The following is a 26,054-nucleotide window of genomic DNA, read 5'->3' on the forward strand; positions in this document are numbered from 1 at the left end:
GGAAGACCGCTGATGATGTCCCCTGGAACCCTGCACGTGGTCGCCACGCCGATCGGCAACCTGGCCGACCTGTCGCCCCGCGCGCAGGAGGTGTTGCGTGGCGTGGCCGCGATCTGCGCCGAAGACACCCGCCACACCCGCCAGTTGCTCAGCCACTTTGGGATCGACCGCCCGCTGCTGGCCCTGCACGATCACAACGAAGAGGCCATGTCCGAGCGCATCGTCGCGCGCCTGCGTGAGGGCGAATCGCTGGCCATCGTCAGCGATGCCGGCACCCCGCTGGTCAGCGACCCGGGCTTCAAGCTGGTGCGCGCCGCCCGCGCTGCCGCCATCAAGGTCAGCCCGGTGCCGGGCGCGTGCGCGGCGATTGCCGCGCTCAGCGTGGCCGGCCTGCCCAGCGACCGCTTCGGCTTCGAGGGATTTTTGCCGGCCAAGAGCGCCGCCCGCCGCGAGCGCCTGGCGCACCTGGCCGGCGAGACCCGCACCCTGGTGTTCTACGAATCCTCCCACCGCATCGTCGAATCGCTGGCCGACCTGCGCCTGGCCTTCGGCGACGAGCGCCCGGCGGTGATCGCCCGCGAACTGACCAAGCTGTTCGAAACCGTGCTCGACGGCAGCCTGGCGCAGCTGCAGGCCCAGGTCGAAGCCGACGACAACCAGCGCAAGGGCGAGTTCGTGGTGATGGTGCAGGGTGCTGCCGATGCCGCCGACGGCCAACTGGCCGAAGGCCGCCGCGTCTACGCCACGCTCGCCGAACACCTGCCGCCGTCCACCGCGGCCAAGCTGGCCGCCGAACTGACCGGTGCGCCGCGCAAGGCCCTGTACGGCGGCTAATCTTGCCGTGGTAGGAGCGCACCCGGGCGCGAGGGAGCGTTCCCGATCAAGCCCGTCGCGCCCGGGTGCGCTCCTACGATGTGCGCTGCGCCGTTTTGCATGGCGGCGATAGCGTAGAATGCGCCCCGGCGGAGTCGGCCAGACAGTCGCGTCACTCGTAAGAGTGCCGAGGAAAGTCCGGGCTCCATAGGGCAAGGTGCCAGGTAACGCCTGGGCGGCGCAAGCCGACGGAAAGTGCAACAGAAAGATACCGCCTACGTCCCTCGTCACCCCTCCTCTGCCGCCACTGGAACGTGCCAGCGATGCATCGCATCGCCAAGTGCGCTCGGAGGCCGCAGAGGGGTGGCGAGGGGCCGGTAAGGGTGAAATGGTGCGGTAAGAGCGCACCGCGAGTCCGGTAACGGACCGGCACGGCAAACCCCACCTGGAGCAAGACCAAATAGGGATCCATTGGCGTGGCCCGCGCTGGATCCGGGTAGGTTGCTTGAGCGCTGCGGTGACGTAGCGCCTAGACGAATGACTGTCCACGACAGAACCCGGCTTATCGGCCGGCTTCGCCGCCTTTTTTGGGCGTAGGCCCAAAAAAGGCGCCCACGCTTCGTACCGCCTATGGCGGTACAAAACGCGGGTCCCGGCTCCGGGCATGCCAAAACCCCGCGGCTGTCGCCGCGCCCCCTTGACTCAAGGGGGCTTGCAGATAGTTGGTTGGTCGAGGGCCTCTCGCTACGCGATCAACTCCCTTCCACCGCCTGCGGGGGAAGGTGCCCGCAGGGCGGATGGGGGCGAGCACTTAGCGCAGGCTTCAGCAGTACGAGGCGCGGTTTCCGCTCCGGGCATGCCAAAACCCGCGGCTGTCGCCGCGCCCCCTTGACTCAAGGGGGCTTGCAGTTAGTTGGTTGGTCGAGGAACTCTCGCTACGCGATCAACTCCCTTCCACCGCCTGCGGGGGAAGGTGCCCGAAGGGCGGATGGGGGCAAGCATTTAGCGCAGGCTTCAGCAGTACCAGGTGCCGGCCCCGGCTCCGGGCATTCCATACCCCTCGCAGCCGTGTCCGGTGCTAGCCGAACGAGCGGGTGAACAGCTCGTCCAGGGCGTCGACGATGCGCCGCCCTTCGTCCTTGAGTGAGCCAGCCGGCTGGGTGAGTACCGCGAGCGGGACCGACGTCATTTCCAGCGGTTGCAGGATGACGCGGTGGCCGGCGACCACGAATTCGGGAGTGAAGCGGGAGGGGGTCGGGGAGTGCGCAGACTTGCTGACCAATGGCACGACGACGCGGCGCGGGGAGGCACCGAAGATCTTCGACTGCACGACCACCACATAAGGAATGTTCTTGTTGCGTCCGACGTTGGCGTAGACATCGAACTGGTCGGTCATAGCGTGGAAAACTCGTCGGCGAAGGAGCCGTGCGCGTCGGTGAAGGTTTTCCATTCGCTCGCGGCGCGCTGCAACTCCATCGCCCTGGCGCTGTGGGTGTCGCGCTCCCTGGTCACGTACTCGGCCAGCAGTTCCTCCACCTTGGCCGACAGGTTGCCGGTCATCGCGCGGGCCTGGGAGGCCAAGTCAGCGTTGATGGTCAGGTTCAGCGGCTTCTTCTGTGCAGAAGCATCGTAATAGCGGTTCATGCGTTGCCTCCTAGGTCATGCGCACGCTATGCGCATGATTGTGGGTTGTCAACGTGTTCGGGGATGTCCAGCCGCGTTTCGCCCTGGAAGATGCCATTCGGGCCGAAGCGGCGCTCGTGGATGAAACCGCCGCCGTGATGGTCCACCGCTACGATGGTGCTGGCGCGGGTGCCGTAGGTCGGGCCGGCAATGAAGGCGGCCGAAAGCAGGCGCTCGGTAGGCAGGTCCACGCCGGTGTCGGGCAGGGCGTGATCGGGCGCGGTGGCTCGGTCGCCCAGCGCGTCCCACAGCGGTTGCAGGTCGTCGCTGTCGTGGGTGCACCAGTTGTGCAGGGCGCCGGTCAATGCGCGCGTCTTTGGCCACTGCATGTCCAGCGGACCGTTGGACATGCCATGGATGCCCGGTGCCAGTAGGCGTGCCAGTGGCGGGTGATTGCTCAGATGCGCGCAGCGCTCGGCGTCGCATAGCAACAGATTGAAGGGTGGGAAGGCGTGTGCGGCGCCGGCCAGGTCGTCGGCGTAGGCGGCGGCGCCTGGGCTGCCGGACAGGTAGTCCGCGATCAGATGCCCGCGCGAGCGGCCCGAGGCGGTGGCGAGCGGATCGCGCACGTTGGTCACCACGGCAACGCGGCCGTCGCTGCCCAGTCCGACCCAACTGCCGCCCGAGCGCAGGTCGCGGCCCGCCAGCACGCTGTCGGCAGGCGCCGCCCACCGCGCCAACGGGGCGGTGGGCCGCTCGTGGAATTCGTCGCGGTTGCCGGCCAGCAGCAGGCGCCAGCGCGGGTGGGTTTTCCAGGCAAGGGCGACCAGGCACATGCCGGCCATTGTCGCCGGTTTGCGCAGTTGCGGCGTGGCGCTGGCGCAGCGTGAAGTGAGATCCAGGTCGAGTTTACATGGCCTTCACAGCGCTGAATTTCCGTTCAATCTCAAAATATGAGATGAAACAGCAACTTGTGGATAAGCTTTGAACAAGTCTCTAAAGAGTGGCGCAACTCATTGATGTGACTAGCGATTTGCGGCCGTCAAAGTTGTTGACAACCTTGGGCGCACTGCTACTGTGGGCATCGGAGGGAAAACCAGGTGTTTTGTGGTTTTTCGTGGTTCAATAACCCCTAGCGGTATTCGAGGTTGCATTCGGTGTTTCAAGGCGAAACTGCCATCACGGTGGACGACAAAGGGCGCATGGCGGTTCCTACCGCGTATCGCGACCTGGTCGCGCGCGTGAGCGGCAATCGCCTGGTGCTCACCTACAACCCCTTCGAAGCCGGCTGTCTGTGGCTGTACGCGGAGAAGGAGTGGGAACGGGTGCGCGACGATGTGATGTCCAAGCCCAACACCCAGCGCGTGGTGCGCACGCTGCAGCAGAAGCTGGTGGGTTCATCGGCCGTGCTGGAACTCGATGCCAATGGCCGTCTGAGCATTCCGGCCAGCCACCGCAATGCGGTCGGCATCGAGAAGAAAGCCGTGCTGCTCGGCATGGGCGACAAATTCGAACTCTGGAGCGAGCAGGCACATCGCGCACTGATCCAGCAGACCTTGTCTGACGGGGATCTGGGCGATGAATTGCTCGATCTCAGGTTGTGAGCCGGGGTGCCCGGATGCGCGGTGAAGCGCAGCCCGGTCACCCGGTGTCGCAGCCGCCGGCGGCGCATGTGCCGGTGCTGTACACGCAGGTTCTAGAGGGCCTGCAGGTGACCGAAGCCGGAACTTACCTCGATGGCACGTTCGGTCGTGGCGGGCACGCACGCGGCGTGCTGGAACACCTTGGGCCGGGAGGTCGACTGCTGGTGATGGACAAGGACCCTGAAGCGATCGCGGTGGCCGAACAGCGGTTCGGTGGCGATGCGCGCGTGTCCATCCGTCGCGGCAGTTTCGCCACGCTGGGCCAGATGGTTGCGGCCGCAACAGTGGACGGCATCCTGCTGGACCTCGGCGTGTCTTCGCCGCAGCTGGACGTGGCCGGTCGCGGTTTCAGCTTTGGCAAGGACGGCCCGCTGGACATGCGCATGGACCCGGACAACGGCCAGAGCGCGGCACAGTGGCTGGCGCAGGCGACCGATCGAGAGATCGCCGATGTGCTGTGGACCTACGGCGAAGAACGTCAGAGCCGGCGCATTGCGCGGGCCATCGTGGCGCGTCGCGCCGAACAGCCGCTGCTGCGGACTGCGCAACTGGCCGATCTGATCGCCTCGGTCATGCCGCGCGGCGACAGCAAGACGCATCCGGCCACGCGCAGCTTCCAGGCCATCCGCATCCACATCAACCGCGAGCTGGCCGATCTGGAAGCCGGGCTGGACGCCGCCCTGGACGCGCTCAAGCCGGGCGGCCGCCTGGCGGTCATCAGCTTCCATTCGCTGGAAGATCGCATCGTCAAGCAATTCATGGCCCGCTACGCCAAGGCCCCGCCGAGCAACCGTCGCCTGCCCGAAGCGCAGCCGTTCGTGCCCACGTTGCAGCTGGTGAGCGGCGCCATCAAGGCCGACGACGCCGAATTGAACATCAACCCCCGCGCCCGCAGCGCGGTGTTGCGGGTGGCTGAGAAGCTGGGAATGGGGAATGGGGAATCGAGAATGGGTAAAGGCGACAGCGCCGCTGCTTCCCGATTCCCGACTCCCGATTCCCGATTCCCGGCGTTTCCGAACGGAGACGCTGCATGAGCCGCCTGCTGCTCATCGTGCTGCTGGCCTGCAGCATCGCCTCGGCCATCGGGGTGGTGTACATGCGCCACATGCATCGCAAGCTGTTCGTGCAGTTGTCCAAGCTCGAACACGCGCGCGATGAACTGAATATCGAATTCGGCCGGCTACAACTGGAGCAAGCCACCTGGGCGGAAAGCAACCGGGTCGATCAGGTCGCGCGCGCGCGCATCGGGATGAAGTTCCCGGAGACCAACGACATCGTGGTCGTGCGTCCATGATCCAGCGGCAGCACAGCTCGGTTGCACGGCGTAGCCGCCCGCAGGGTGGCGCACTGGATGGTGCTGCGCCCATGACAAAACGGCAGGACAGCCGTTTTGCACGGCGTAGCCGCCCGCAGGGTGGCGCACACGGAGGTGCGCCATGAAGGCTGGCCGCAACCGCCCCCGCAGCAATTTCAACCTGCGCGGTCGCCTGACCCTGGTCGGCATCGCGCTGGGCCTGTGTTCGGTCACCCTGATCGGGCGCGCGGCATTCGTGCAGCTGGTCAACCGCGATTTCTACCAGCGTCAGGGCGAAGCGCGTTACTTGCGTGAACTGCCCATCGCCACCTCGCGCGGCATGATTACCGACCGCAACGGCGAGCCGCTGGCGGTGTCCACGCCGGTGGAATCGATCTGGGTCAATCCGCAGGAATTGCTGCGCAACCCGGACCGCATCCCCGAGCTGGCCACCGCGCTCGGCCAGCCGCTGGACGAATTGAATGCCCGGCTGGCGCAGAAGGCCGGCAAGGAATTCATGTACCTGCAGCGCCGGATCAACCCGGACAAGGCGCATGCGATTGTCGATCTGAAGATCCCCGGTGTGTTCTCGCAGCGCGAGTTCCGCCGCTTCTATCCGCAAGGCGAGGCGATGGCCCACGTGCTGGGCTTCACCAACATCGACGACCGCGGCCAGGAAGGGCTGGAATTGGCCTTCGACGAATGGTTGCGCGGCAAACCCGGCTCCAAGAAGGTGGTGCGCGATGCGCGCGGCGCCATCGTGGAGAGCGTGGACCTGGTGCGTCCGGCGCAGCCGGGCAAGGACCTGACCCTGAGCATCGACCGCCGCATCCAGTTCCTGGCCTACAAGGAACTGCGCAACGCGCTGGTCGAAAACAACGCCGCCGGCGGCTCGATGGTGGTGATGGACGTGGCCACCGGCGAAGTGCTGGCGATGGTCAACCTGCCCACCTACAACCCCAATTCGGTGACCGGCATCAATCCGTCGGCGCGCCGCAACCGCGCGGTCACCGATTTGGTGGAGCCGGGTTCGACGATGAAGCCGCTGACCGTGGCCACCGCGCTGACTGCCGGCGTGGTGACCAAGGACACCGTCATCGACACCAACCCCGGCTACATGTCGGTGGGGCGCTTCACCATTCGCGATGTGCCGCGCAACAACGGCGTGCTCAACGTGACCGGGGTCATTACCCGCAGCTCCAACATCGGCGCGGCCAAGATCGCGGCCAAGGTGCCGGACCAGACCTTCTACCAGTCGATCCGCAACTTTGGTTACGGCAGCGCGCCGCATAGCGGATTTCCGGGCGAATCGTCCGGCGTGGTGCTGCAGCCGCAGCGGTGGAGCGGCCCGTCCAAGACGACGATGTCCTACGGCTACGGCCTGTCGGTGACACCGCTGCAGATCGCGCAGGCCTATGCCACGTTGGGCAATGGCGGCAAGCTGACGCCGCCAACCTTCGTGCGTGGCCAACATAACGAATCGCGCCAGGTGGTCACGCCGGAAGTGGCGCGCGAAGTCATCGACATGATGGAAACCGTGGTCACCCAGGGCGGCGCCAAGGGCGCGGCGATCCTGGGCTATCACGTGGCCGGCAAGACCGGTACCGCGCGCAAGAACGGCGCCGGCGGCTACGAGCGCGGCCACTACAATGCGCTGTTTGCCGGCCTGGTGCCGGCGACTCGCCCGCGCTTTGCCACCGTCATCGTCATCAACGATCCGCAAGGCAAGGTGTACTACGGCGGCCTGGTGTCGGCGCCGGTGTTCCACAAGGTGATGGAAGGTGCGTTGCGCCTGATGGACGTGCCGCCGGACGACATCCAGTCGTGGCTGGCCGCACAGGCCGCAGGCAAGACCGGTCAGCCGGTGGTCAAGCCGCAGCCGGCCGATCTGGATCCGGCACTGGTGCCGGACCCGGTGGACGAAGTGTCCGCCGGCATTCCGACGGCGATCGCAGCGCCGGCCGCGCCCGCGCAGCCGGCGCCGTTGCAGGAGACCCGCCAGTGAGCCGCAGCATGCCGCTGTCGCAGCTATTGCCGGACCTGACGCTTGTGCGCGATGTGCAGGTCTCCGGCCTGGTGATGGACAGCCGTGCGGTGCGTCCGGGCGATGCCTTCGTGGCCATCGCCGGGTTCGGTGCGCATGGGCTGGGTTTTGTCGCGCAGGCGCGCGCCAATGGCGCAGTGGCGGTGTTGTTCGAACCACCGGCGCCGGCCGAGCTGCCTGTGCCTGCCGATGCGATCGCGGTGCCCGGCCTGCGGATGCGCCTGGGTGCGATGGCCGATCAGTTTCATGGTCACCCCTCGCGTGCGCTGCGCACGGTTGGCGTCACCGGGACCAACGGCAAGACCTCCACCGTGCAGCTGCTGGCGCAGGCCTTGACCTTGCTCGGCACACCGACCGGTACGCTGGGCACGCTGGGCGTAGGCCTGTACGGCGCGACCGTGCCCACCGGATTCACCACGCCGCTGGTGCTGCCCATGCACGCCTTGCTGGCGCAGCTGCGCGAGGAAGGCGCGCAGGCGGTGGCGATGGAAGTCAGCTCGCATGCGCTCGATCAGGGCCGCGTGGATGCGGTGCATTTCGACGTGGCGGTGTTCACCAACCTCACCCGCGACCATCTCGATTACCACGGCGACATGGCGCAGTACGGCGCCGCCAAGGCCAAGCTGTTCTCCCGCGCCGGATTGAAGGCGGCGGTGGTGAATCTGGACGATGCGTTCGGCCGCAGCCTGTTTACCTCGCTCGATCCGGCACTGCGCGCGGTCGGGGTGAGTTCGCGTGGGCAGGCCCAGGCAGGCGTGCGTGCGCAAGCCCTGCAGCTGGACCACAACGGGATTGGTTTCGCGCTGCATCTCGCTGGCGCGGTGCATCCGGTGCACTCGCCGTTGCTGGGCCGCTTCAACGTGGACAACCTGCTGGCGGTGGCCGGCGCGCTGCATGCGCTGGACTACGCCCCGGCACAGATCGCGCAGGTGCTTGGCCAACTGCAGCCGATCCACGGCCGCATGAATCGCCTCGGCGGCGCGCATGGCGCACCGCTGGTGGTGGTCGATTACGCACACACCCCCGATGCGCTGGAGCAGGCGCTGAGCAGCCTGCGCGCGCATGCGCAGGACCGGCTGATCTGCGTGTTCGGCTGCGGTGGCGAACGCGATGCCGGCAAGCGCCCGCAAATGGCGGCCATTGCCGAAGTCAACGCCGACGTGGCGATCGTCACCGACGACAACCCGCGCGGCGAAGAAGGCGATGCGATCGTTGCCGACATCCTGCGCGGTTTCGCGCGTCCGGATGCGGCCATCGTGCAGCGCGACCGCGCCGCGGCCATCCACCAGGCCATCGGCATGGCGAGTGCCTCGGATATCGTGCTGATCGCCGGCAAGGGCCACGAGCCCTACCAGGAAGTGGCCGGCGTGCAGCATGCCTTCGATGATGCAGTGGTGGCGGCGCAGGCCTTGCTGCCACGCACCGTACTGGGAGTGCGCGCATGAAGCTCACCCCGCTGTCGCTGATCGCGCATTTTGCCGGCGGCGAACTGCATGGCGAGGACGCCATGATCGATGCGGTCGGCAACGATACCCGCACGCTCGCCAGCGGCAGCCTGTACGTGGCGCTGCGTGGCGAGCGTTTCGACGGGCACGACTTTGCCGCCGACGCGGTGGCGCGGGGTGCCAGCGGTGTGCTGGTCGAGCGCCTGCTGCCGGCGCTGGGCGTGCCGCAGGTCCTGGTGGCCAACACCGAACTGGCCCTGGCGCGCATTGCTGCCGGCCTGCAGCGCGACCGTGCCACCCGCGTGATCGCGCTGACCGGCTCCAACGGCAAGACCAGCGTCAAGGCGCTGCTGCTGGCGATCCTGACCGAAGCCGGGCGGGTGGATGGCACCACCGTCTACGCCACGCCGGGCAATCGCAACAATGAAATCGGCCTGCCGCTGGCAGTGATCGCCGCGCCGGACGATGCCGATGTGGCGGTATACGAAATGGGGGCCGGCAAGCCCGGCGATATCGCCTATCTCACCGAAATCGCGCGGCCGCACGTGGCCCTGGTCAACAATATCGCCCCGGCTCATCTGGAGCGCCTGGGCAGCCTGCTTGGCGTGGCACGGACCAAGGGCGCCATCTACACCGCGCTGCCGGCCGATGGCGTGGCGGTCGTCAATGCCGACGATGCCTTTGGCGCCTGGTTCGAGCAGCAAGTGCTGGCGCAGCCGGTGCACGGCCGTCGCGTGCTGCGCTACGGCCTGCAGGCCAGCGCCGAGATCACCGCGCGCGGGCTGCGGCTACATCCCGAGGGCGCGCAGTTCACGCTGGTGACCCCGCAAGGCCAGGCGCAGATTGCGCTGCCGCTGCCGGGTCGCCACAACGTACTCAACGCGCTGGCCGCCACCGGCCTGGCGCTGGGTGCGGGCATTGCCTTGCCGGTCATTGCCGCCGGCCTGGCGCAGGCGCGCCCGGTGGCGGGCCGGCAGATTGCCCACCCGCTGCCCGGTGGCGCGCTGCTGATCGACGACAGCTACAACGCCAACCCCGGTTCGCTGGATGCCGCCATCGATGCGCTGGCCACCGCCCCGGGCAAGGGTTGGCTGGTGCTGGGCGACATGCGTGAACTCGGCCCGGAAGGCGCCGCATTGCATGCCGCTGCCGGTCGGCGCGCACGCGCGGCCAAGCTGCAGCGCCTGTACGCACTGGGCGAGCTCAGTGCCGCGGCTGCGCAGGCGTTCGGCGCCGGTGGGCGGGTGTTCGCCACGCACGCCGAATTGATCGATGCGTTGCAGAGGGATCTGGCCGGGACCGGGGAGCGGGGACCGGGGACCCGGGATACGCAACAGCAAGTACCAGAAAATACGCAGGGAACTGTTTTGAGTCACCATCAGCAAACGCAGTCTACGGATGCCCTCCCGGCTCCCGGCTCCATCACCATCCTGGTGAAAGGTTCCCGTGGTAGCGCCATGGACCGCATCGTCGCCGCGTTGCTCGCCGCTGCGGGGAAGGCCTCCCATGCTGCTTGAATTGGCACGCTGGCTGCAGCAACTGGAGAGTTTCTTCGGGCTGTTCAACTACCTGACCTTCCGCGGCATCCTGGCGGCGCTGACCGCGCTGTTCCTGTCGTTGTGGATGGGCCCGGCAGTGATCCGCAAGCTGGCCCAGTTCAAGGGTGGCCAGCCGATCCGGCAGGACGGCCCGCAGACGCATTTCTCCAAGGCCGGCACGCCGACCATGGGCGGCTCGCTGATCCTGCTTACCGTGACCCTGTCGGTGCTGCTGTGGGGCGACCTGCGCAACCGCTACGTGTGGCTGGTGCTGGCGGTGATGCTCTGCTTCGGGGCGATCGGCTGGTACGACGACTGGATCAAGATCGTGCGTCGCGATCCCAACGGCCTGAAGTCGCGCTGGAAGTACCTGCTGCAGTCCATCTTCGGCCTGGCCGCCGGCCTGTTCCTGTACTACACCGCCGACGTACCGGCGGCGATCACCTTCTACATCCCGATGTTCAAGTCGATCGCGCTGCCGCTGGCCGGCGTGAGCTTCGTGGTGATTGCCTACTTCTGGATCGTGGGCTTTTCCAATGCGGTCAACCTCACCGATGGCCTGGACGGCCTGGCGATCATGCCCACCGTGCTGGTGGCCTGCGCGCTGGGTGTGTTCGCCTACGCCTCGGGCAACGTGGTGTTTGCCGAATACCTGAAAATCCCGCTGATTCCCGGAGCTGGCGAGCTCATCATCATCTGTGCGGCGATTGCCGGGGCAGGGCTGGGCTTTCTGTGGTTCAACACCTATCCGGCGATGGTGTTCATGGGCGATATCGGCGCGCTGTCACTGGGCGCGGTGCTGGGCACCATCGCGGTGATCGTGCGCCAGGAAATGGTGCTGGTCATCATGGGCGGCGTGTTCGTGATCGAGACGCTGTCGGTGATGATCCAGGTGGCCAGCTTCAAGCTGACCGGCAAACGCGTGTTCCGCATGGCGCCGATCCACCACCACTTCGAACTCAAAGGCTGGCCGGAACCGCGCGTGATCGTGCGCTTCTGGATCATTTCGGTGGTGCTGGTGCTGATCGGCCTGGCTACGTTGAAGGTACGCTGATGAACGACCTATCCCGCCAGGCCACGCGACTGGACGCCATTGGCGGCCGTTACGACCCGTGGCTGCTCGGCGCGGCGGCCACGCTTGCCTCGCTGGGCGTGGTGATGGTGGCCTCCAGCTCGATCGAGCTGTCCGAGAACCCGTTCTATTACCTCACCCGCCACCTGCTGTTTCTGGGCATCGGCGTGGGCCTGGCGTTCTGGGCGATGCGCACCGAACTCAAGACCATCGAGCAGTACAACCAGGTCCTGCTGCTGGCCTGCTTCGGTCTGCTGGTGGTGGTGTTCGTGCCTGGGCTGGGCAGCAGCGTCAATGGCGCCAAGCGCTGGATCAACCTGGGCGTGTCCAAGTTCCAGACCGTCGAAGCGGTCAAGGTGCTCTATATCGTGTGGTTGTCCAGCTACCTGGTGCGCTTCCGCGACGAGGTCAACGCGACCTGGCCGGCGATGCTCAAGCCGCTGGGCGTGGCGGTCGCGCTGGTGGGCCTGTTGCTGATGCAGCCGGATTTCGGTTCGTCCACGCTGCTGCTGGCCATCACTGCCGGCATGCTGGTGCTGGGCGGCGTGAACCTGCCACGCATGTCGATGCCGATCGTGATCGGCCTGCCGGTGTTCGCCTTCATCGCGATCCTGGAGCCGTACCGCCTGCGTCGCATCACCTCGTTCCTGGATCCGTGGGCCGACCAGCTGGGTTCTGGCTACCAGCTGTCGAATGCGTTGATGGCGGTTGGCCGCGGCCAGTGGACCGGTGCCGGCCTGGGCGCCTCCGTGCAGAAGCTCAATTATCTGCCCGAAGCGCATACCGACTTCATCTTTTCGGTCATTGCCGAGGAGCTGGGTTTTGTCGGTGTATGCGGGGTCATCGCACTGTATGCACTGCTGGTCGGCCGTGCGTTCTGGCTGGGCATGCGCTGCGTGGAAATGAAGCGCCACTTCTCCGGCTACATCGCCTTCGGCATCGGCCTGTGGATCAGCCTGCAGAGCTTCGTTTCGGTCGGCGTGAACTTGGGAATTCTGCCGACCAAGGGCCTGACCCTGCCGCTGATTTCTTCCGGCGGTTCATCGGTGCTGATGACCTGCGTGGCGATGGGCCTGCTGCTGCGCGTGTCCTATGAAATGGACCGTGCCGAGCGGCTGCGCAGCAAGCTGTCGCCGCAGGGCGTGGGCACTGCACCCTCCGAGCCGGCTGAGCCGGCGGCCGACCCGGCTCCGCCGGCGTATACCGCGGGACGCAAGCCGCAGCGTGAGACGGCGGCAGCGCCGGCACCGGTGGCGGCGGCGTCACCTGCAGCACCTTCAGTGGCACCGGCGTCGGCGATCCTGCGCGGCACCAGCCGCATGCAGCCGCGCGTGGAACCGACATTCGGGAGGATTGCGTGAGCGTTCATGCGAATCCCTCGCAAGAGCCCGCACATGCATGTGCGGGGAATCAACCAGTGATGATTCTGGCCGGCGGCACCGGTGGGCATATCTTCCCTGGTCTGGCCGTGGCCAAGGTACTGCGCGCGCGTGGCGTGCCGGTGACCTGGCTGGGCGCCGACGGCGCGATGGAAACGCGCCTGGTTCCGCAGCATGGGATCGCCATCGACACGCTGGCCATCAGCGGCCTGCGTGGCAAGGGTGTGCTGAAACTGCTCGGTGCCCCGGTACGAGTGATGCGCGCAGTGCGCGCGGCCGGCTTCGCGCTGCGCAAGCGCCAGCCGTGCGCGGTGGTCAGCTTCGGCGGGTTCGCCGCCGGCCCGGGCGGCCTGGCCGCTCGCCTGCTTGGCGTGCCCTTGCTGGTGCACGAACAGAATCGCGCGCCCGGCATGACCAACAAGGTGCTGTCGCGGTTTGCGCGCCGCGTGCTGACCGGATTTCCCGGCAGCTTCGCAGGCGAAGAGGCAGTGGGCAATCCGGTGCGCGCGGAAATCGCCGCGCTGCCCGCGCCGGCCACGCGCCTGGTCGGTCGTAGTGGGCCGGTACGTGTGCTGGTACTCGGCGGTAGCCAGGGCGCACGCGTGCTCAATCAAGCGGTGCCGTTGGCGCTGGCCGCGCTCGCTCACCCCGACGTGCAGGTGCGCCACCAGTGCGGCGAAAAGCTGCGCGGCGAAGCCGATGCGGCGTATGCACAGGCCGGCGTCGATGCCAGCGTCGAACCGTTCATTGCCGACATGGCCGCTGCCTACGCCTGGGCCGATCTGGTGGTGTGCCGTGCAGGCGCCTCCACGCTGGCCGAACTATGCGCCGCCGGTGTCGGCAGCGTGCTGGTACCCTTTGCCGCCGCCGTGGACGATCACCAGACCCGCAATGCCGAATACCTGGTCGGCGCGGATGCCGCGGTGCTGCTCAAGCAGGACGACAGCTTGCCGGTGCGCCTGCAGCAGGTCCTGCAGACCCTGCTCGCCGACCCCGCACGCCGCCTGTCGATGGCGCAAGCTGCCCGCACCCTGGCCAAGCCAGATGCCGCCGAGCGCATTGCCGACATCATTCTGCAAGAGGCCGGGAATGGGGAATCGGGAATGAGGAATCGGCAGAGCTCAGAACACTTGCAGGAACCTATCTCGATGCACGCAGACAAGCGCACCGACCAAGCATCCGTTGCCGTTGGCGCTCCGCTCCACACGATTCCCGATTCCCGATTCCCGATTCCCACCTCCACCGGAGGTGCCCAGTGATCCGCCGTCTGCAGGATAGTGGCGATCTGGTGCGTGCATTCCCGCGCGTGCATTTCGTGGGTATCGGCGGTACCGGCATGAGCGGGATCGCCGAGGTGATGCTGACGCTGGGCTATGAAGTGTCCGGCTCCGACAACTCCGATAACACGGCCACGCGACGGCTGGCCAAGCTGGGTGCGCGCGTGATGCGTGGGCATTCGGCCGCCAACGTGCTGGGAACCGATTGCGTGGTGGTGTCCAGCGCGATCCGCGAAGACAACCCAGAGCTGATGGAAGCGCGCAGCCAGCGCATTCCGATCATGCCGCGCGCCGCAATGCTGGCCGAGCTGATGCGCTTCCGTCGCGGCATCGCCGTCGCCGGCACGCACGGCAAGACCACTACCACCAGCCTGGCCGCAGCGGTGTTGAGTGAAGGTGGGCTGGATCCGACCTTCGTCATCGGTGGCCAGCTGCTGGCCGCCGGTGCCAACGCCAAGCTCGGTGGCGGCCAATGGCTGGTGGCTGAAGCCGACGAGAGCGACGGCAGCTTCCTGCGCCTGAATCCGTTGATGGCGGTCATCACCAACATCGACGCCGACCACCTGGAAAACTACGGCAACGATTTTTCGCGTATCCAGGCGGCATTCGCAGAATTCCTGCAGCGCCTGCCGTTCTACGGTCTGGCGCTGCTGTGTATCGACGATGCGGAAGTCGCCGCACTGGCCGGCAAGACGCCGCGTCATGTGATGACCTACGGCATGAGCGAGAACGCCGACGTGCGCGCCGAAGACGTGGTGCAGGATGGCCCGCGCATGCGCTTCACCCTGCGCCTGCCCGAAGGCACCACCACGCCGGTGACGCTGGCCTTGCCGGGCCGCCACAACGTGCTCAACGCCTTGGCCGCTGCCGCGATCGGCTGGCAGCTGGGTGTGGCACCGGAGACCATTGCGCGCGCGTTGGAAAACTTCGCCGGCATCGGCCGGCGCTTCAACGACCTGGGCGAAGTCACCACCAGCAACGGCGCACGCGTGCGGGTGGTCGACGATTACGGCCATCATCCGCGCGAGCTGGAAGCGGTGTTTGCCGCCGCCCGTGGCGGCTGGCCGGACAAACGCCTGGTGGTGGCCTTCCAGCCGCACCGCTACAGCCGTACCCGCGATCAGTTCGATGCGTTTGCCGCCGTGCTCAGCACCGTCGATGCATTGGTGTTGAGCGAGGTCTACCCGGCCGGCGAAGCGCCGATTCCCGGCGCCGACTCGCGCGCACTGGCGCGTGCGATCCGCGCACGCGGCCGCAGCGAGCCGGTAGTGGTCGGGCAGATCGCCGGCCTGGCCGAAGTGTTGCCGGACGTGCTGCAGGATGGCGACCTGTTACTGATGATGGGTGCTGGCGACATCGGTTACGTGGCGCAGCACATCATCCATCACGGCTTTGTCGGAGAGCAGGCATGAGCGCGGCCATCGCCGCCGCACGCAGCAACGGTCCGGCCGTGTTCGGCCGCGTCGCCGTGCTGCTGGGCGGTACCTCGTCCGAGCGCGAGGTGTCGTTGAATTCCGGCAGCAACGTGCTGGACGCCTTGCGCGCCCGCGGTGTCGATGCGCAGCCGGTGGACGGCATTCCCGCGCTGGCGCAGGCGCTGGTCGCCGGCCGCTTCGATCGCGTGTTCAACGTGCTGCATGGCCATAACGGCGGCGGCGAAGACGGCATCGTGCAGGGCTTGATGGAAGCCTTCGGCATCCCGTACACCGGCTCGGACGTGCTGGGTTCGGCCCTGAGCATGGACAAGATCCGCACCAAGCAGGTGTGGCTGTCGCTGGGCCTGAGCACGCCGCGCTATGCGCGGCTGGCTGCCGGTGCCAGCGCCGCCGACATCCACACCGCTGCCCGGCAGATCGGCCTGCCGGTGATCGTCAAGCCGGCCAATGAAGGCTCCAGCGTCGGCGTCAGCCGCGTGTTCGACCAGGCCCAGCTCGAAGAAGCGGTGCGGCTGGCTGCGCGCTACGACGGCGCGTTGCTGATGGAGCAATTGATCGAGGGCGACGAACTCACCGTGGCCGTGCTCGGCGACACCGCGCTGCCGTCGATCCGCATCGTGCCCAAGGGGCAGTGGTACGACTACAACGCCAAGTACATCGCCGAGGACACCCAGTATCTGTGCCCGGGTCTGGAAGGCGAGGCCGAAACGCAGATCCGCCAGCTCGCCCTGGACGCCTTCCGTGCTGCCGGCTGCCGCGGCTGGGGCCGCGTGGACGTCATGCGCGATCGCGCCAGTGGTCAGCTCTATCTGCTGGAAGTGAACACCGCCCCGGGCATGACCAGCCACTCGCTGGTGCCCAAGGCCGCCCGCCAGCTCGGCATCGAGTTCGAAGAACTGGTCTGGCGCGTGTTGGAGCAGACGCTGTGAAGCCGGGAATCGGGAATCGGGAATCGGGAATGGGTAACAGCGGATGCGCTGTTGCCGTTGCGATTCCCTATTCCCGATTCCCAATTCCAGTGTGCGGAGCACACCAATGAACGCCACCCTGCGCATCCTCGCCTGGCTGCTGGCGGTGGCGCTGGTCGCGTTGCCGGTGGTGGCCGTGCTCAATGGCTGGGTCGGTGCCGAGCGCTGGCCGTTGGCGAAGTTGCGGGTGTCCGGCGATTTCAAGCGGGTGCCGGCCGAAGAGTTGCGCGCGGTGGTGCTGCCGTATGCGCGCGCCGGCTTTTTTGCGGTGAAGCTGCAACAGGCGCAGGACGCCATCGCCCGGCTGCCGTGGGTGGAAAGCGCGCAGGTGCGCAAGCGTTGGCCGGACGTGCTGGAAGTGCATGTCACCGAGCACAAGCCGTTCGCGCGCTGGGGCACCGACCGCATGCTGTCCGAACAGGGCCGGTTGTTCCGCACCCCGCCGTTGTTGAAGGATTTCAAGTTGCCGCAACTCGGTGGCCCGGACAGCAAGACCCAGGACGTGGTGGCGCTGTACAACGAGTCGCGCGCGCTGTTCGCACCGACCGGCCTGGACGTGGAACGTCTGGAAATGGACGCACGCGGCAGCTGGTCGCTGGGGCTGAGCAATGGCGTGCAGATCATGATCGGCCGCGACGATGCGCGCGCCCGCCTGCAGCGGTTTGCCCGCGTGTTGCCGCAGTTGGCCGACCCGCAGCGCCCGATCGCGCGTGCCGACCTGCGCTACACCAACGGATTTACCGTTGAACGGCGAATGGAGAATGGGGAATCTGGAATGGAGAAGAAGCCCAAGCAGGCATCGCCCGCTGCGCCTCATGCACTTGTTCTGAATTCTCCCCGCATTCGTGCACCGCTGTTGACGATTCCCCATTCCCCATTCGCTATTCCCGGCTTTAAGACATGAATCGCAAAGGCGACAAATCCCTCATCGTTGGACTGGACATCGGCACCTCCAAGGTCGTTGCGCTGGTCGGCGAGTATTCGCCCGGCAATCCGATCGAAGTGATCGGCATCGGTTCGCATGAATCGCGCGGCCTCAAGCGCGGCGTGGTGGTGGACATCGAGTCCACCGTGCAGTCGATCCAGCGCGCGGTCGAAGAGGCCGAGCTGATGGCCGGCTGCGAGATCCGCTCGGTGTATGCCTCCATTTCCGGCAACCACGTGCAGTGCAAGAACTCGCCCGGCATCGTGCCGATCCGCGATGGCGAAGTGACCTGGAGCGATCTGGAACGCGTCCTGGATGCGGCCAAGGCGGTGGCCATTCCGGCCGATCAGCGCATTCTGCACGCGATTCCGCGTGAGTACGTGCTGGACGATTCGCAGGAAGGCATCCGCAACCCGGTCGGCATGACCGGCGTGCGCCTGGAGGTGCATGCGCACCTGGTGGTGTGCGCGCAGTCGGCCGCCGCCAATATCACCAAGTGCGTGCAGAAGTGCGGCCTGCAGGTGGACGATCTGGTGCTGTCTTCGCTGGCCTCCTCGGTGGCGGTGCTGACCGCCGACGAACGCGAGCTGGGCGTGGTGCTGGTGGACATCGGCGCCGGCACCACCGATCTGGCGGTGTACGTGCAGGGCGCGATCTGCCACACCGCTTCATTGCCGATTGCCGGCGACCATGTCACCAATGACATCGCGCACATGCTGCGCACGCCGACGCCGGAAGCCGAGCAGATCAAGGTCCGCTACGCCTGCGCGTTGGCACAGCTGGCAACGGCCGAAGAAAGCATCCAGGTGCCGTCGGTGGGCGACCGCCCACCGCGTCGCATGCCGCGCCACGCGCTGGCGCAGGCAGTACAGGGCCGTTACGAAGAAATCTTCGAAATGGTGCAGGCCGAACTGCGCCGTTCCGGCTTCGAGGAAATGGTGCGCGCCGGCATGGTGCTCACCGGTGGCGCCTCGAAGATGGAAGGCGTGGTGGAGCTGGCCGAAGAAATGCTGCAGATGCCGGTGCGCGTGGGCATTCCCCAACACGTCACCGGCCTGGGTGAAGTCGTCGGCAACCCGGTGCACGCCTCTGGCGTGGGCCTGTTGCTGATGGGCAGCCAGATCGAACATCCGCGTCGCCCGTCGATCCCGACCGGGCGTGCGGGCAGCTTGTTCAAGAAATTGAAGAATTGGTATCGCGGCGAATTCTGACGAATCGGGAGTCGGGAATCGGGAATCGGTTGAAGCAAAAGCAAAGCGGTTGCAGCAGGTTTGAGTGGAGAGCGGCGAGAGCGGATAGGGCGTAATTTTTTGTGTTTCCGCCGAGGAGGCAGTGGTTGGTGTGGAGGTGATTCGCTGTTGCGATTCCCCATTCCCCATTCCCGATTCCCGGCATTCAAACAACAACATTCGCCGACATGCGGGTGTTGGGCTGGCGAACGGAGCAATCCGATTCCCCATTCCCGATTCCCCATTCACGGCATCTAGAGAGGACACTGACATGGCACATTTCGAACTGATTGAAAAAATGGCTCCCAACGCGGTCATCAAGGTCGTGGGCGTGGGCGGCGGCGGCGGCAACGCGGTGGCGCACATGGTCAACACCAACGTCGATGGCGTGGAATTCATCACCGCCAACACCGACTCGCAGGCGATCAAGAACTGCGGTGCCAAGCTGCAGCTGCAGCTCGGCACCAACGTCACCAAGGGCCTGGGCGCGGGCGCTAATCCGGAAGTCGGCCGTCAGGCCGCGCTGGAAGATCGCGAGCGCATCATGGACGCGCTGCAGGGTGCGGACATGGTGTTCATCACCGCCGGCATGGGCGGCGGTACCGGCACCGGTGCTGCACCGGTCGTTGCGCAGCTGGCCAAGGAAATGGGCATCCTGACCGTGGCGGTGGTCACCAAGCCGTTCCCGTTCGAAGGCCGCCGCCGCATGCAGGTGGCACTGAAGGGCATCGAGGAACTGAGCCAGCATTGCGACTCGCTCATCACCATCCCCAACGAAAAGCTCATCACCGTGCTGGGCCGCAACGCCACCATGATCCAGGCCTTCCGCGCTGCCAACGACGTGCTGCAGGGCGCCGTGCAGGGCATCGCCGACCTGATCGTGCGTCCGGGCCTGATTAACGTCGACTTCGCCGACGTGCGCACCGTGATGTCGGAAATGGGCCTGGCCATGATGGGCACCGGTTCGGCACGCGGCGACGACCGCGCGCAGGCCGCTGCCGAAGCGGCCATCCAGAATCCGCTGCTGGACGATGTGAACCTGGCCGGTGCCAACGGCATCCTGGTCAACATTACCGCCGGCCCGGACTTCACCATGTCCGAGTTCGACGAAATCGGCCGCACCATCGAAGCGTTCGCTTCCGAAGATGCCACCGTGGTCGTCGGCACCGTGCTCGACCCGGACATGCAGGACGAAGTGCGCGTGACCGTGGTCGCCACCGGCCTGAACCGTGCGGTTGCCCGCCAGACCCAGCGTCCGGACCAGCGCGCGCCGATCAAGCTGGTGCGCAATGCCACCACCGGCCAGCCGGAATTCGGCGACTTCGACACCAGCAGCGGCGACGCGGTGTCCAAGGCCGTCGGCGGCAGCATGGGCCTGGGCCTGCGTCGTCCGAGCAGCGACTCGGTCGGCAGCAGTTCTGCCGGCAACTCGGCGCCGCCGGCAGCCGATCTGCCCAACGACTACCTGGATATCCCGGCGTTCCTGCGCCGTCAGGCCGACTGACGGGCGCCGGCTGCGTCGCCACGGTGGCGCAGCCCGTCCAGCCCGACGATCGTGTCGGGTCCGCTATGCCATGTCTTTTCTGCCGGGTCGGACACGATCCGGCAGCTTTTGCAATAGCGTGACTGCCGGGTGACACCTGCCATCACGCATGACTTGTTAAAATTCGGCTAACCTCACCGAATTAGACAGCCTGTTCAGCGTCTGTCTGCATTGTTCCCCCAGACTCCATCCTATGACCCAGCAACGCACCCTCAAGAACACCATTCGCGCCACCGGCGTCGGCCTGCACAGCGGCGACAAGGTCTACATGACACTGCGGCCGGCCCCGGTCGATCACGGTGTGGTGTTCCGGCGGGTGGACCTGGAGCCGGTGGTCGAAGTGCCCGCCGACGCCGAACTGGTCACAGAGACCACGCTGTGCACCGGGCTGACCTGCAACGGCGCCAAGATCCAGACGGTCGAACACCTGATGTCGGCGCTGGCCGGCCTGGGCGTGGACAACATCATCGTGGAGCTGTCCTCGGCCGAGTTGCCGATCATGGATGGCTCGTCCGGTCCGTTCGTGTTCCTGCTGCAGTCGGCAGGCATCGTCGAACAGAACAAGCCCAAGCGTTTCATCCGCATCAGGCAGCCGGTTGAAGTGCGCGAAGGCGACAAGATTGCCCGTTTCGAGCCGTACGAAGGCTACAAGCTGGGGTTCAGCATCGAGTTCAACCACCCGATGATCCCGGCCAGACAGTCGCGCCAGGAGATCGAGTTCTCCACCTCGGCCTACGTCAAGGAGATTTCGCGCGCCCGCACCTTCGGCTTCATGCGCGACCTGGAATACATGCGCGAGCGTAACCTGGGCCTGGGCGGCTCGATGGACAACGCCATCGTGCTGGACGAGTTCCGCGTGCTCAACGAGGACGGTTTGCGCTACACCAACGAATTCGTGCGCCACAAGATCCTGGATGCCATCGGCGACCTGTATCTGGCGGGGGGCGCCATCCTGGGCGCATACGAAGGCTTCAAGTCCGGCCACGCGCTCAACAACAAGCTGGTACGTGCCCTGCTGGCGGACCAGAGCGCCTGGGAATGGGTCAGCTTTGCCGACGGCGCCGAGCCGCCACCGGTCACCTACGCCAGCCCCGTCTACGCCTGAGGACCCGGTGGCATGGGCCACCTGCCCAGTCGTCAGGGGATTCCAATGTGCGGGGGGGNGTCTCCAGTCCGCCCTGTGTGTTGCAGCGGCGTCGTTAGGTTCGCTCGGCGGCTGTTCGCTGTCAGGGAATGCCGCAACTGGCGGTCAAAGTGTGAATTCTGTCAGATTCTTGGCCCGTTATTAACTTTTATTTAAGGCTTCCCTAACTCCTGCACGGCGTATGCCCGCTAGGATGCCTCGGGTCGTGAGCGGTCTTCGCACGCTTTTCACGTGGTGACCGCCGTCACGTCACACGGTAAGTGACCTACCGCTTGGTCGGCAGGACATCCTGCAGGGAGGCAAGCGCCTCACGCAGGCCCTTGTGTGTGGCTTCGGATACCGGCCGTGGACGGTCGCGGCTTTGCTGCGTTGGGGAATGCGGCGAGATGCTTGCCGTCTTGACGGTCACTGCGGTGGCCTTCAGCCCGATGGATCGGGCGGCATCGAGGATGTTGGTCTCGGCAAGCCGCACCTTGGCATGCCAGATCGGTGAATCAACCAGAAAAACGAGCTGTTCGCCTCGGACATTGGCCAACCGGCAACGGGTGGCCAGATGAGGTGGTAACAGGGGGCGCAACTGCCGGTCCAGCGCATCGAGCCACAAGGCGCGACGCAAGGGGTCGCCAGCCTTTTCGCCCAGCGCGGCCTCGATGGCCGGCTGCGGAGCGGACGGGTTGCGTGCGTTGGACTTGGGCTTGGACATGACACTCATATGGCGTTGAAGAAAGTTGTAATCAAATCCCGTCAGACACGGGCAGAACGATTGGCCCAACAGATTCAGGGTTTTGCTGCGGATCGGCCGATGCTGGTCCTGGGTGCGGTTCTTGGCCTTGGCATGTTGATGGGCGTCGGTGCCAGCACCGCCACCGGCATGGTGACCAATTCCGCGCTGCAGGCCAAGGTGGCCCGGCAGCAGGCCGAGCTGGCACAGGCACAACGCGCCTCGCAGACGCAGGTCAATGCGCTGGCCGCACGCCTGGGCGAGCTGCAGGCGCAGGCCACCCGACTCAATGCGCTGGGCGAGCGGTTGACCGACATGGGCAAGTTGAAGGACGGCGAGTTCGACTTCGACGCCCCTGTCGGCGTCGGTGGCGGCGACGAGCCGGTCAGCGACATGCCGGTCGAGTCGCTCAAGCAGAGTCTGGGGGAGGTGGAGCAGCAGTTCTCCACCTCCGGCCAGCAGCTGAACGTGCTGGCCTCGCTGCTGTTCGATCATCAGCTCGAGCAGAATGCGGTGCCGTCGCGGATGCCGATCCGCAACACCTACATCACCTCCGGCTTCGGTGGTCGTGCTGACCCGTTCGATGGCGGCTCGGCCTTCCACAAGGGCGTGGACTTCCATGCCAACGTGGGCGACCCGGTACTGTCGGTGGCCGATGGCGTGGTCAGCTACGCCGGCGTGCGTGGCGGCTACGGCAACGTGGTCGACGTGGATCACGGCAACGGCTATGTCACCCGCTACGCGCACAATTCGCGGCTGGTGGTGAAGGTGGGCGATCTGGTGCGTGCCGGGCAGCAGGTGGCCAAGGCCGGCTCCAGTGGCCGCTCCACCGGCGCGCATGTGCACTTCGAGGTGTGGGCCAACGGGCGTGTGGTCAATCCACGCAAGTTCCTGGGCGATACCGCCGCAACCCCGGTGGGCCGTCGCGGGCGCGGTTGACGGTGCGGGGGGGCGGTGCTTGATTCGTGAAGCCCCGCCCCAAGCTACAATGGGGTGTTGCCATCGACAGGGCGCAGTGCGCCCTGTTTCGTTTACGGCGGTCGGCTCCAGGGGACCGGCGTCGGTCAAACCGTTCCTTTTCAACCGGTTTCTTCAATGATCAACAGTCTGCTTACCCGTGTCTTTGGCAGTCGTAACGAACGCCAGCTGCGCCAGCTCAACCGCCTCGTCACCCAGATCAATGCGCTGGAGCCGACGATCGAGAAGCTCTCCGACGCCGAGCTGCAAGCCAAGACCCCGGAGTTCAAGCAGCGGCTTGCCGCTGGCGAGTCACTGGACAAGGTTCTGCCCGAAGCCTTCGCCGTGTGCCGCGAGGCCAGTCGCCGCGTGCTGGGCATGCGTCACTACGACGTGCAGCTGATCGGCGGCATGGTGCTGCACCTGGGCAAGATCGCCGAAATGCGCACCGGTGAAGGCAAGACCCTGGTGGCGACGTTGCCGGTGTACCTCAACGCACTCCAAGGCCAGGGCGTGCATGTGGTCACCGTCAACGACTACCTGGCGCGCCGCGACTCGGCGCAGATGGGCAAGTTGTACAACTGGCTGGGCCTGAGCGTGGGCGTGGTGTATCCGGGCATGCCGCATAGCGACAAGCACGCCGCCTATGCCGCCGACATCACCTACGGCACCAACAACGAGTTCGGCTTCGACTATCTGCGCGACAACATGGCGCTGTCGCGTGCAGACCGCTATCAGCGCGAGCTGCATTACGCCATCGTCGACGAAGTGGACTCGATCCTGATCGACGAAGCGCGTACGCCGCTCATCATCTCCGGCCCGGCCGACGAATCGCCGGAGCTGTACATCCGCGTCAACCGCATCGTGCCGCAGCTGACCAAGCAGGACAGCGAAGAAGGTGACGGCGATTTCTGGGTCGACGAGAAGGGCAAGCAGGTGCATCTGTCCGAGGCGGGCATGGGCCACGCCGAAGAGCTGCTGATGCAGGCCGGCATCCTGGAAAACGCCGACGACGGCCTGTACGCCGCGCAGAACCTGAGCGTGGTGCATCACCTCAACGCCGCGCTGCGGGCGCACGCGATCTACCAGCGCGACGTGGACTACATCGTGCGCGATGGCGAAGTGGTGATCGTGGACGAATTCACCGGCCGCACCCTGGCCGGGCGCCGCTGGTCCGACGGCCTGCACCAGGCCGTCGAGGCGAAGGAAGGCGTGCCGGTGCAGCGCGAGAACCAGACGCTGGCCAGCATCACCTTCCAGAACCTGTTCCGCATGTACAAGAAGCTGTCCGGCATGACCGGTACGGCCGATACCGAAGCCTACGAATTCCAGAGCATCTACGGCCTGGAAGTGGTGGTGATCCCGACCAACCGCCCGACCGTGCGCAAGGACCACCCGGACCAGGTGTTCCTCAACCGCAAGGGCAAGTTCAATGCGGTACTGGCCGACATCGAAGACTGCGCCAAGCGCGGCCAGCCGGTGCTGGTGGGAACCACCTCGATCGAAACCTCGGAGATGTTGTCCGAACATCTGCGTAAGGCCGGGGTCAAGCATGAAGTGCTCAACGCCAAGCAGCACGAGCGCGAAGCCATCATCGTGGCCAACGCCGGCCAGCCGGGTGCGGTGACCATCGCCACCAACATGGCCGGTCGCGGCACCGACATCGTGCTGGGCGGTTCGCTGGAGTCGGAATACCACGCCCTTGGCGAGGACGCCAACGAAGAGGCACGCTTGCGGATCAAGACCGAGTGGCAGCGTCGCCATGACGCGGTCAAGGCCGCTGGCGGCCTGCACATCATCGGTACCGAGCGGCACGAATCGCGGCGTATCGACAACCAGTTGCGCGGCCGTGCCGGTCGCCAGGGCGATCCGGGTTCCTCGCGCTTCTATCTGTCGCTGGAAGACAACCTGATGCGCATCTTCGCCTCGGACTGGGTCCAGAAGGCGATGCGCATGATGGGCATGAAGGAGGACGACGTCATCGAAGATCGCCTGGTCAGCCGGCAGATCGAGAAGGCGCAGCGCAAGGTGGAAGCGCACAACTTCGACATCCGCAAGAACCTGCTGGACTTCGACGACGTCAACAACGACCAGCGCAAGGTGATCTACGCCCAGCGCGACGAATTGCTGGATGCCGAATCGGTCAGGGACAACGTGGATGGCATCCGCGGCGACGTGATCTACGACCTGGTCGCGCGCTTCGTGCCGCCCAATTCGGTGGACGAGCAGTGGGACCTGCAGGGCCTGGAGGCCACGCTGGAGTCGGAGCTGGGCATGCTACTGGCGCTGCGCGAGATGGCACGCACGCAGGAAGAGCTGGACGCCGAACAGATTGCTGCCAAGGTGCAGGCCGCAGTGGATGCGCACTTTGCCGAAAAGGAAGCGGCGGTGGGCAACGACACCATGCGCGCGCTGGAAAAGCACGTGATGCTGACCGTGCTGGACCAGGGCTGGAAAGAACATCTGGCCAAGATGGATTACCTGCGCCAGGGCATTTATCTGCGCGGCTACGCGCAGAAGCAGCCCAAGCAGGAATACAAGAAGGAAGCCTTCGAGCTGTTCTCCGAGATGCTGGAGAACGTCAAGCGCGAGGTCATCAACCTGCTGGCGCGTGTGCGTATCCGCAGCGAGGAAGAAGTGGCCGAACTGGAAGAGCAGGAACGTCGTCAGGCCGAAGCACGCCTGATGGCCTCGCAATTCCAGCACCAGGATGCCGGCGGCTACGGCACCGACGAGGAAGTGGCGCAGATGCAGGGCCGCAACGCCCCGGTGCCGGTCTCGCAGGTCACCCGCGACGAGCCCAAGGTGGGCCGTAACGATCCGTGCCCGTGCGGCAGCGGCAAGAAGTACAAGCACTGCCACGGTCAGCTCAGCTGATGCTGAGCTGACCGTGGGGCAGCCCGCGAAGCGGGCTGTCTACCCGCTATCCGCTGTGCGGATAGCGGGTGCACGGTTCTTGCCCCCGATCCCCGCGCCTTCGGCGCGCCCCCCTTACCAAGGGGG

Annotated in this window: 22 protein-coding genes and 1 other RNA gene; 19 read left to right on the forward strand and 4 right to left on the reverse strand. The window is 66.0% G+C overall.

The features are described 5' to 3' along the window. Positions 1 to 12 precede the first annotated feature (12 nt). Positions 13 to 834, forward strand: a complete 822-nt coding sequence (gene rsmI, locus XcuCFBP2542_RS04060) for a 16S rRNA (cytidine(1402)-2'-O)-methyltransferase (protein WP_104602337.1) — start codon at positions 13 to 15, stop codon at positions 832 to 834. Between the two features lie 130 nt (positions 835 to 964). Then, an RNA gene (gene rnpB / locus XcuCFBP2542_RS04065) (RNase P RNA component class A) lies at positions 965 to 1,394 on the forward strand. A gap of 497 nt (positions 1,395 to 1,891) precedes the next feature. Here the strand turns inward: rnpB and XcuCFBP2542_RS04070 are convergent. Genes XcuCFBP2542_RS04070 through XcuCFBP2542_RS04080 form a run of 3 tightly spaced genes read right to left on the reverse strand, consistent with a single transcriptional unit; the run spans position 1,892 to position 3,272 of the window. Continuing rightward, positions 1,892 to 2,209, reverse strand: a complete 318-nt coding sequence (locus tag XcuCFBP2542_RS04070; RefSeq protein WP_104602338.1) for a CcdB family protein — start codon at positions 2,207 to 2,209, stop codon at positions 1,892 to 1,894. After that, positions 2,206 to 2,457 carry a type II toxin-antitoxin system CcdA family antitoxin gene (locus tag XcuCFBP2542_RS04075; RefSeq protein WP_029219051.1) on the reverse strand — a complete coding sequence of 84 codons (252 nt, stop codon included), beginning with the start codon at positions 2,455 to 2,457 and terminating at the stop codon, positions 2,206 to 2,208. Before XcuCFBP2542_RS04075 ends, XcuCFBP2542_RS04070 begins: the two co-directional genes overlap by 4 nt. A 26-nt stretch (positions 2,458 to 2,483) precedes the next feature. Beyond that, complete coding sequence (locus tag XcuCFBP2542_RS04080) at positions 2,484 to 3,272, reverse strand: NRDE family protein (RefSeq protein ID WP_104602376.1); 789 nt, start codon at positions 3,270 to 3,272, stop codon at positions 2,484 to 2,486. Between the two features lie 312 nt (positions 3,273 to 3,584). Between XcuCFBP2542_RS04080 and mraZ the strand changes: the two genes are divergently transcribed. The 15 genes from mraZ to lpxC all read left to right on the forward strand — a co-directional run bounded on the left by mraZ (position 3,585) and on the right by lpxC (position 21,334). Beyond that, on the forward strand, positions 3,585 to 4,040 hold the full coding sequence (gene mraZ, locus XcuCFBP2542_RS04085; protein ID WP_005910933.1) for a division/cell wall cluster transcriptional repressor MraZ: 456 nt from the start codon (positions 3,585 to 3,587) through the stop codon (positions 4,038 to 4,040). Positions 4,041 to 4,054: 14 nt separating this feature from the next. Beyond that, positions 4,055 to 5,113 (forward strand): 16S rRNA (cytosine(1402)-N(4))-methyltransferase RsmH, encoded by a 1,059-nt coding sequence (rsmH, locus tag XcuCFBP2542_RS04090; protein ID WP_170066945.1) that lies wholly within the window; start codon positions 4,055 to 4,057, stop codon positions 5,111 to 5,113. After that, the gene (ftsL, locus tag XcuCFBP2542_RS04095) at positions 5,110 to 5,373 is read left to right on the forward strand and encodes a cell division protein FtsL (RefSeq protein WP_055850917.1); all 264 of its coding nucleotides are present in this window, start codon (positions 5,110 to 5,112) and stop codon (positions 5,371 to 5,373) included. The genes rsmH and ftsL overlap by 4 nt, the downstream gene beginning before the upstream one ends. 142 nt (positions 5,374 to 5,515) lie before the next feature. Further along, positions 5,516 to 7,378: a peptidoglycan D,D-transpeptidase FtsI family protein gene (locus XcuCFBP2542_RS04100; protein WP_104602339.1), complete on the forward strand. Its 1,863-nt coding sequence runs from the start codon at positions 5,516 to 5,518 to the stop codon at positions 7,376 to 7,378. An 8-nt stretch (positions 7,379 to 7,386) separates the two neighbouring features. Beyond that, entirely contained in the window at positions 7,387 to 8,862 is a 1,476-nt protein-coding gene (locus tag XcuCFBP2542_RS04105) for a UDP-N-acetylmuramoyl-L-alanyl-D-glutamate--2,6-diaminopimelate ligase (protein ID WP_208800616.1), read from the forward strand. After that, positions 8,859 to 10,379, forward strand: coding sequence for a UDP-N-acetylmuramoyl-tripeptide--D-alanyl-D-alanine ligase (locus XcuCFBP2542_RS04110; protein WP_104602341.1), 1,521 nt, complete (start codon positions 8,859 to 8,861; stop codon positions 10,377 to 10,379). Before XcuCFBP2542_RS04105 ends, XcuCFBP2542_RS04110 begins: the two co-directional genes overlap by 4 nt. Next, on the forward strand, positions 10,369 to 11,454 hold the full coding sequence (gene mraY, locus XcuCFBP2542_RS04115; protein ID WP_104602342.1) for a phospho-N-acetylmuramoyl-pentapeptide-transferase: 1,086 nt from the start codon (positions 10,369 to 10,371) through the stop codon (positions 11,452 to 11,454). Before XcuCFBP2542_RS04110 ends, mraY begins: the two co-directional genes overlap by 11 nt. Then, positions 11,454 to 12,833 (forward strand): putative lipid II flippase FtsW, encoded by a 1,380-nt coding sequence (gene ftsW / locus XcuCFBP2542_RS04120; RefSeq protein ID WP_104602343.1) that lies wholly within the window; start codon positions 11,454 to 11,456, stop codon positions 12,831 to 12,833. Before mraY ends, ftsW begins: the two co-directional genes overlap by 1 nt. Next, positions 12,830 to 14,110, forward strand: coding sequence for an undecaprenyldiphospho-muramoylpentapeptide beta-N-acetylglucosaminyltransferase (gene murG, locus XcuCFBP2542_RS04125; protein ID WP_104602344.1), 1,281 nt, complete (start codon positions 12,830 to 12,832; stop codon positions 14,108 to 14,110). Before ftsW ends, murG begins: the two co-directional genes overlap by 4 nt. Then, a complete protein-coding gene (gene murC / locus XcuCFBP2542_RS04130; protein WP_104602345.1) occupies positions 14,107 to 15,540 on the forward strand; it encodes a UDP-N-acetylmuramate--L-alanine ligase in 1,434 nt (477 codons plus the stop codon). The genes murG and murC overlap by 4 nt, the downstream gene beginning before the upstream one ends. Continuing rightward, a complete protein-coding gene (locus XcuCFBP2542_RS04135; protein WP_104602346.1) occupies positions 15,537 to 16,493 on the forward strand; it encodes a D-alanine--D-alanine ligase in 957 nt (318 codons plus the stop codon). Before murC ends, XcuCFBP2542_RS04135 begins: the two co-directional genes overlap by 4 nt. Before the next feature lie 106 nt (positions 16,494 to 16,599). Beyond that, entirely contained in the window at positions 16,600 to 17,436 is an 837-nt protein-coding gene (locus tag XcuCFBP2542_RS04140; RefSeq protein ID WP_104602347.1) for a cell division protein FtsQ/DivIB, read from the forward strand. Beyond that, positions 17,433 to 18,668, forward strand: a complete 1,236-nt coding sequence (gene ftsA / locus XcuCFBP2542_RS04145) for a cell division protein FtsA (RefSeq protein ID WP_003485272.1) — start codon at positions 17,433 to 17,435, stop codon at positions 18,666 to 18,668. Before XcuCFBP2542_RS04140 ends, ftsA begins: the two co-directional genes overlap by 4 nt. A gap of 289 nt (positions 18,669 to 18,957) precedes the next feature. Beyond that, positions 18,958 to 20,190 (forward strand): cell division protein FtsZ, encoded by a 1,233-nt coding sequence (gene ftsZ, locus XcuCFBP2542_RS04150; RefSeq protein WP_104602348.1) that lies wholly within the window; start codon positions 18,958 to 18,960, stop codon positions 20,188 to 20,190. A 232-nt stretch (positions 20,191 to 20,422) separates the two neighbouring features. After that, the gene (lpxC, locus tag XcuCFBP2542_RS04155) at positions 20,423 to 21,334 is read left to right on the forward strand and encodes a UDP-3-O-acyl-N-acetylglucosamine deacetylase (protein WP_104602349.1); all 912 of its coding nucleotides are present in this window, start codon (positions 20,423 to 20,425) and stop codon (positions 21,332 to 21,334) included. Between the two features lie 304 nt (positions 21,335 to 21,638). Here lpxC and XcuCFBP2542_RS04160 read toward each other — a convergent pair whose 3' ends face one another. After that, positions 21,639 to 22,085, reverse strand: coding sequence for a DciA family protein (locus XcuCFBP2542_RS04160; protein WP_104602350.1), 447 nt, complete (start codon positions 22,083 to 22,085; stop codon positions 21,639 to 21,641). Here XcuCFBP2542_RS04160 and XcuCFBP2542_RS04165 point away from each other — a divergent pair, their 5' ends adjacent. Both XcuCFBP2542_RS04165 and secA read left to right on the forward strand, forming a co-directional pair. Further along, the gene (locus XcuCFBP2542_RS04165; protein WP_104602351.1) at positions 22,086 to 23,033 is read left to right on the forward strand and encodes a M23 family metallopeptidase; all 948 of its coding nucleotides are present in this window, start codon (positions 22,086 to 22,088) and stop codon (positions 23,031 to 23,033) included. 156 nt (positions 23,034 to 23,189) lie between these two features. Continuing rightward, the gene (gene secA / locus XcuCFBP2542_RS04170; RefSeq protein ID WP_104602352.1) at positions 23,190 to 25,928 is read left to right on the forward strand and encodes a preprotein translocase subunit SecA; all 2,739 of its coding nucleotides are present in this window, start codon (positions 23,190 to 23,192) and stop codon (positions 25,926 to 25,928) included. The last annotated feature ends 126 nt before the right edge of the window (positions 25,929 to 26,054 follow it).

Source organism: Xanthomonas cucurbitae (genome assembly GCF_002939885.1).
GTDB classification, from domain to species: domain Bacteria; phylum Pseudomonadota; class Gammaproteobacteria; order Xanthomonadales; family Xanthomonadaceae; genus Xanthomonas; species Xanthomonas cucurbitae.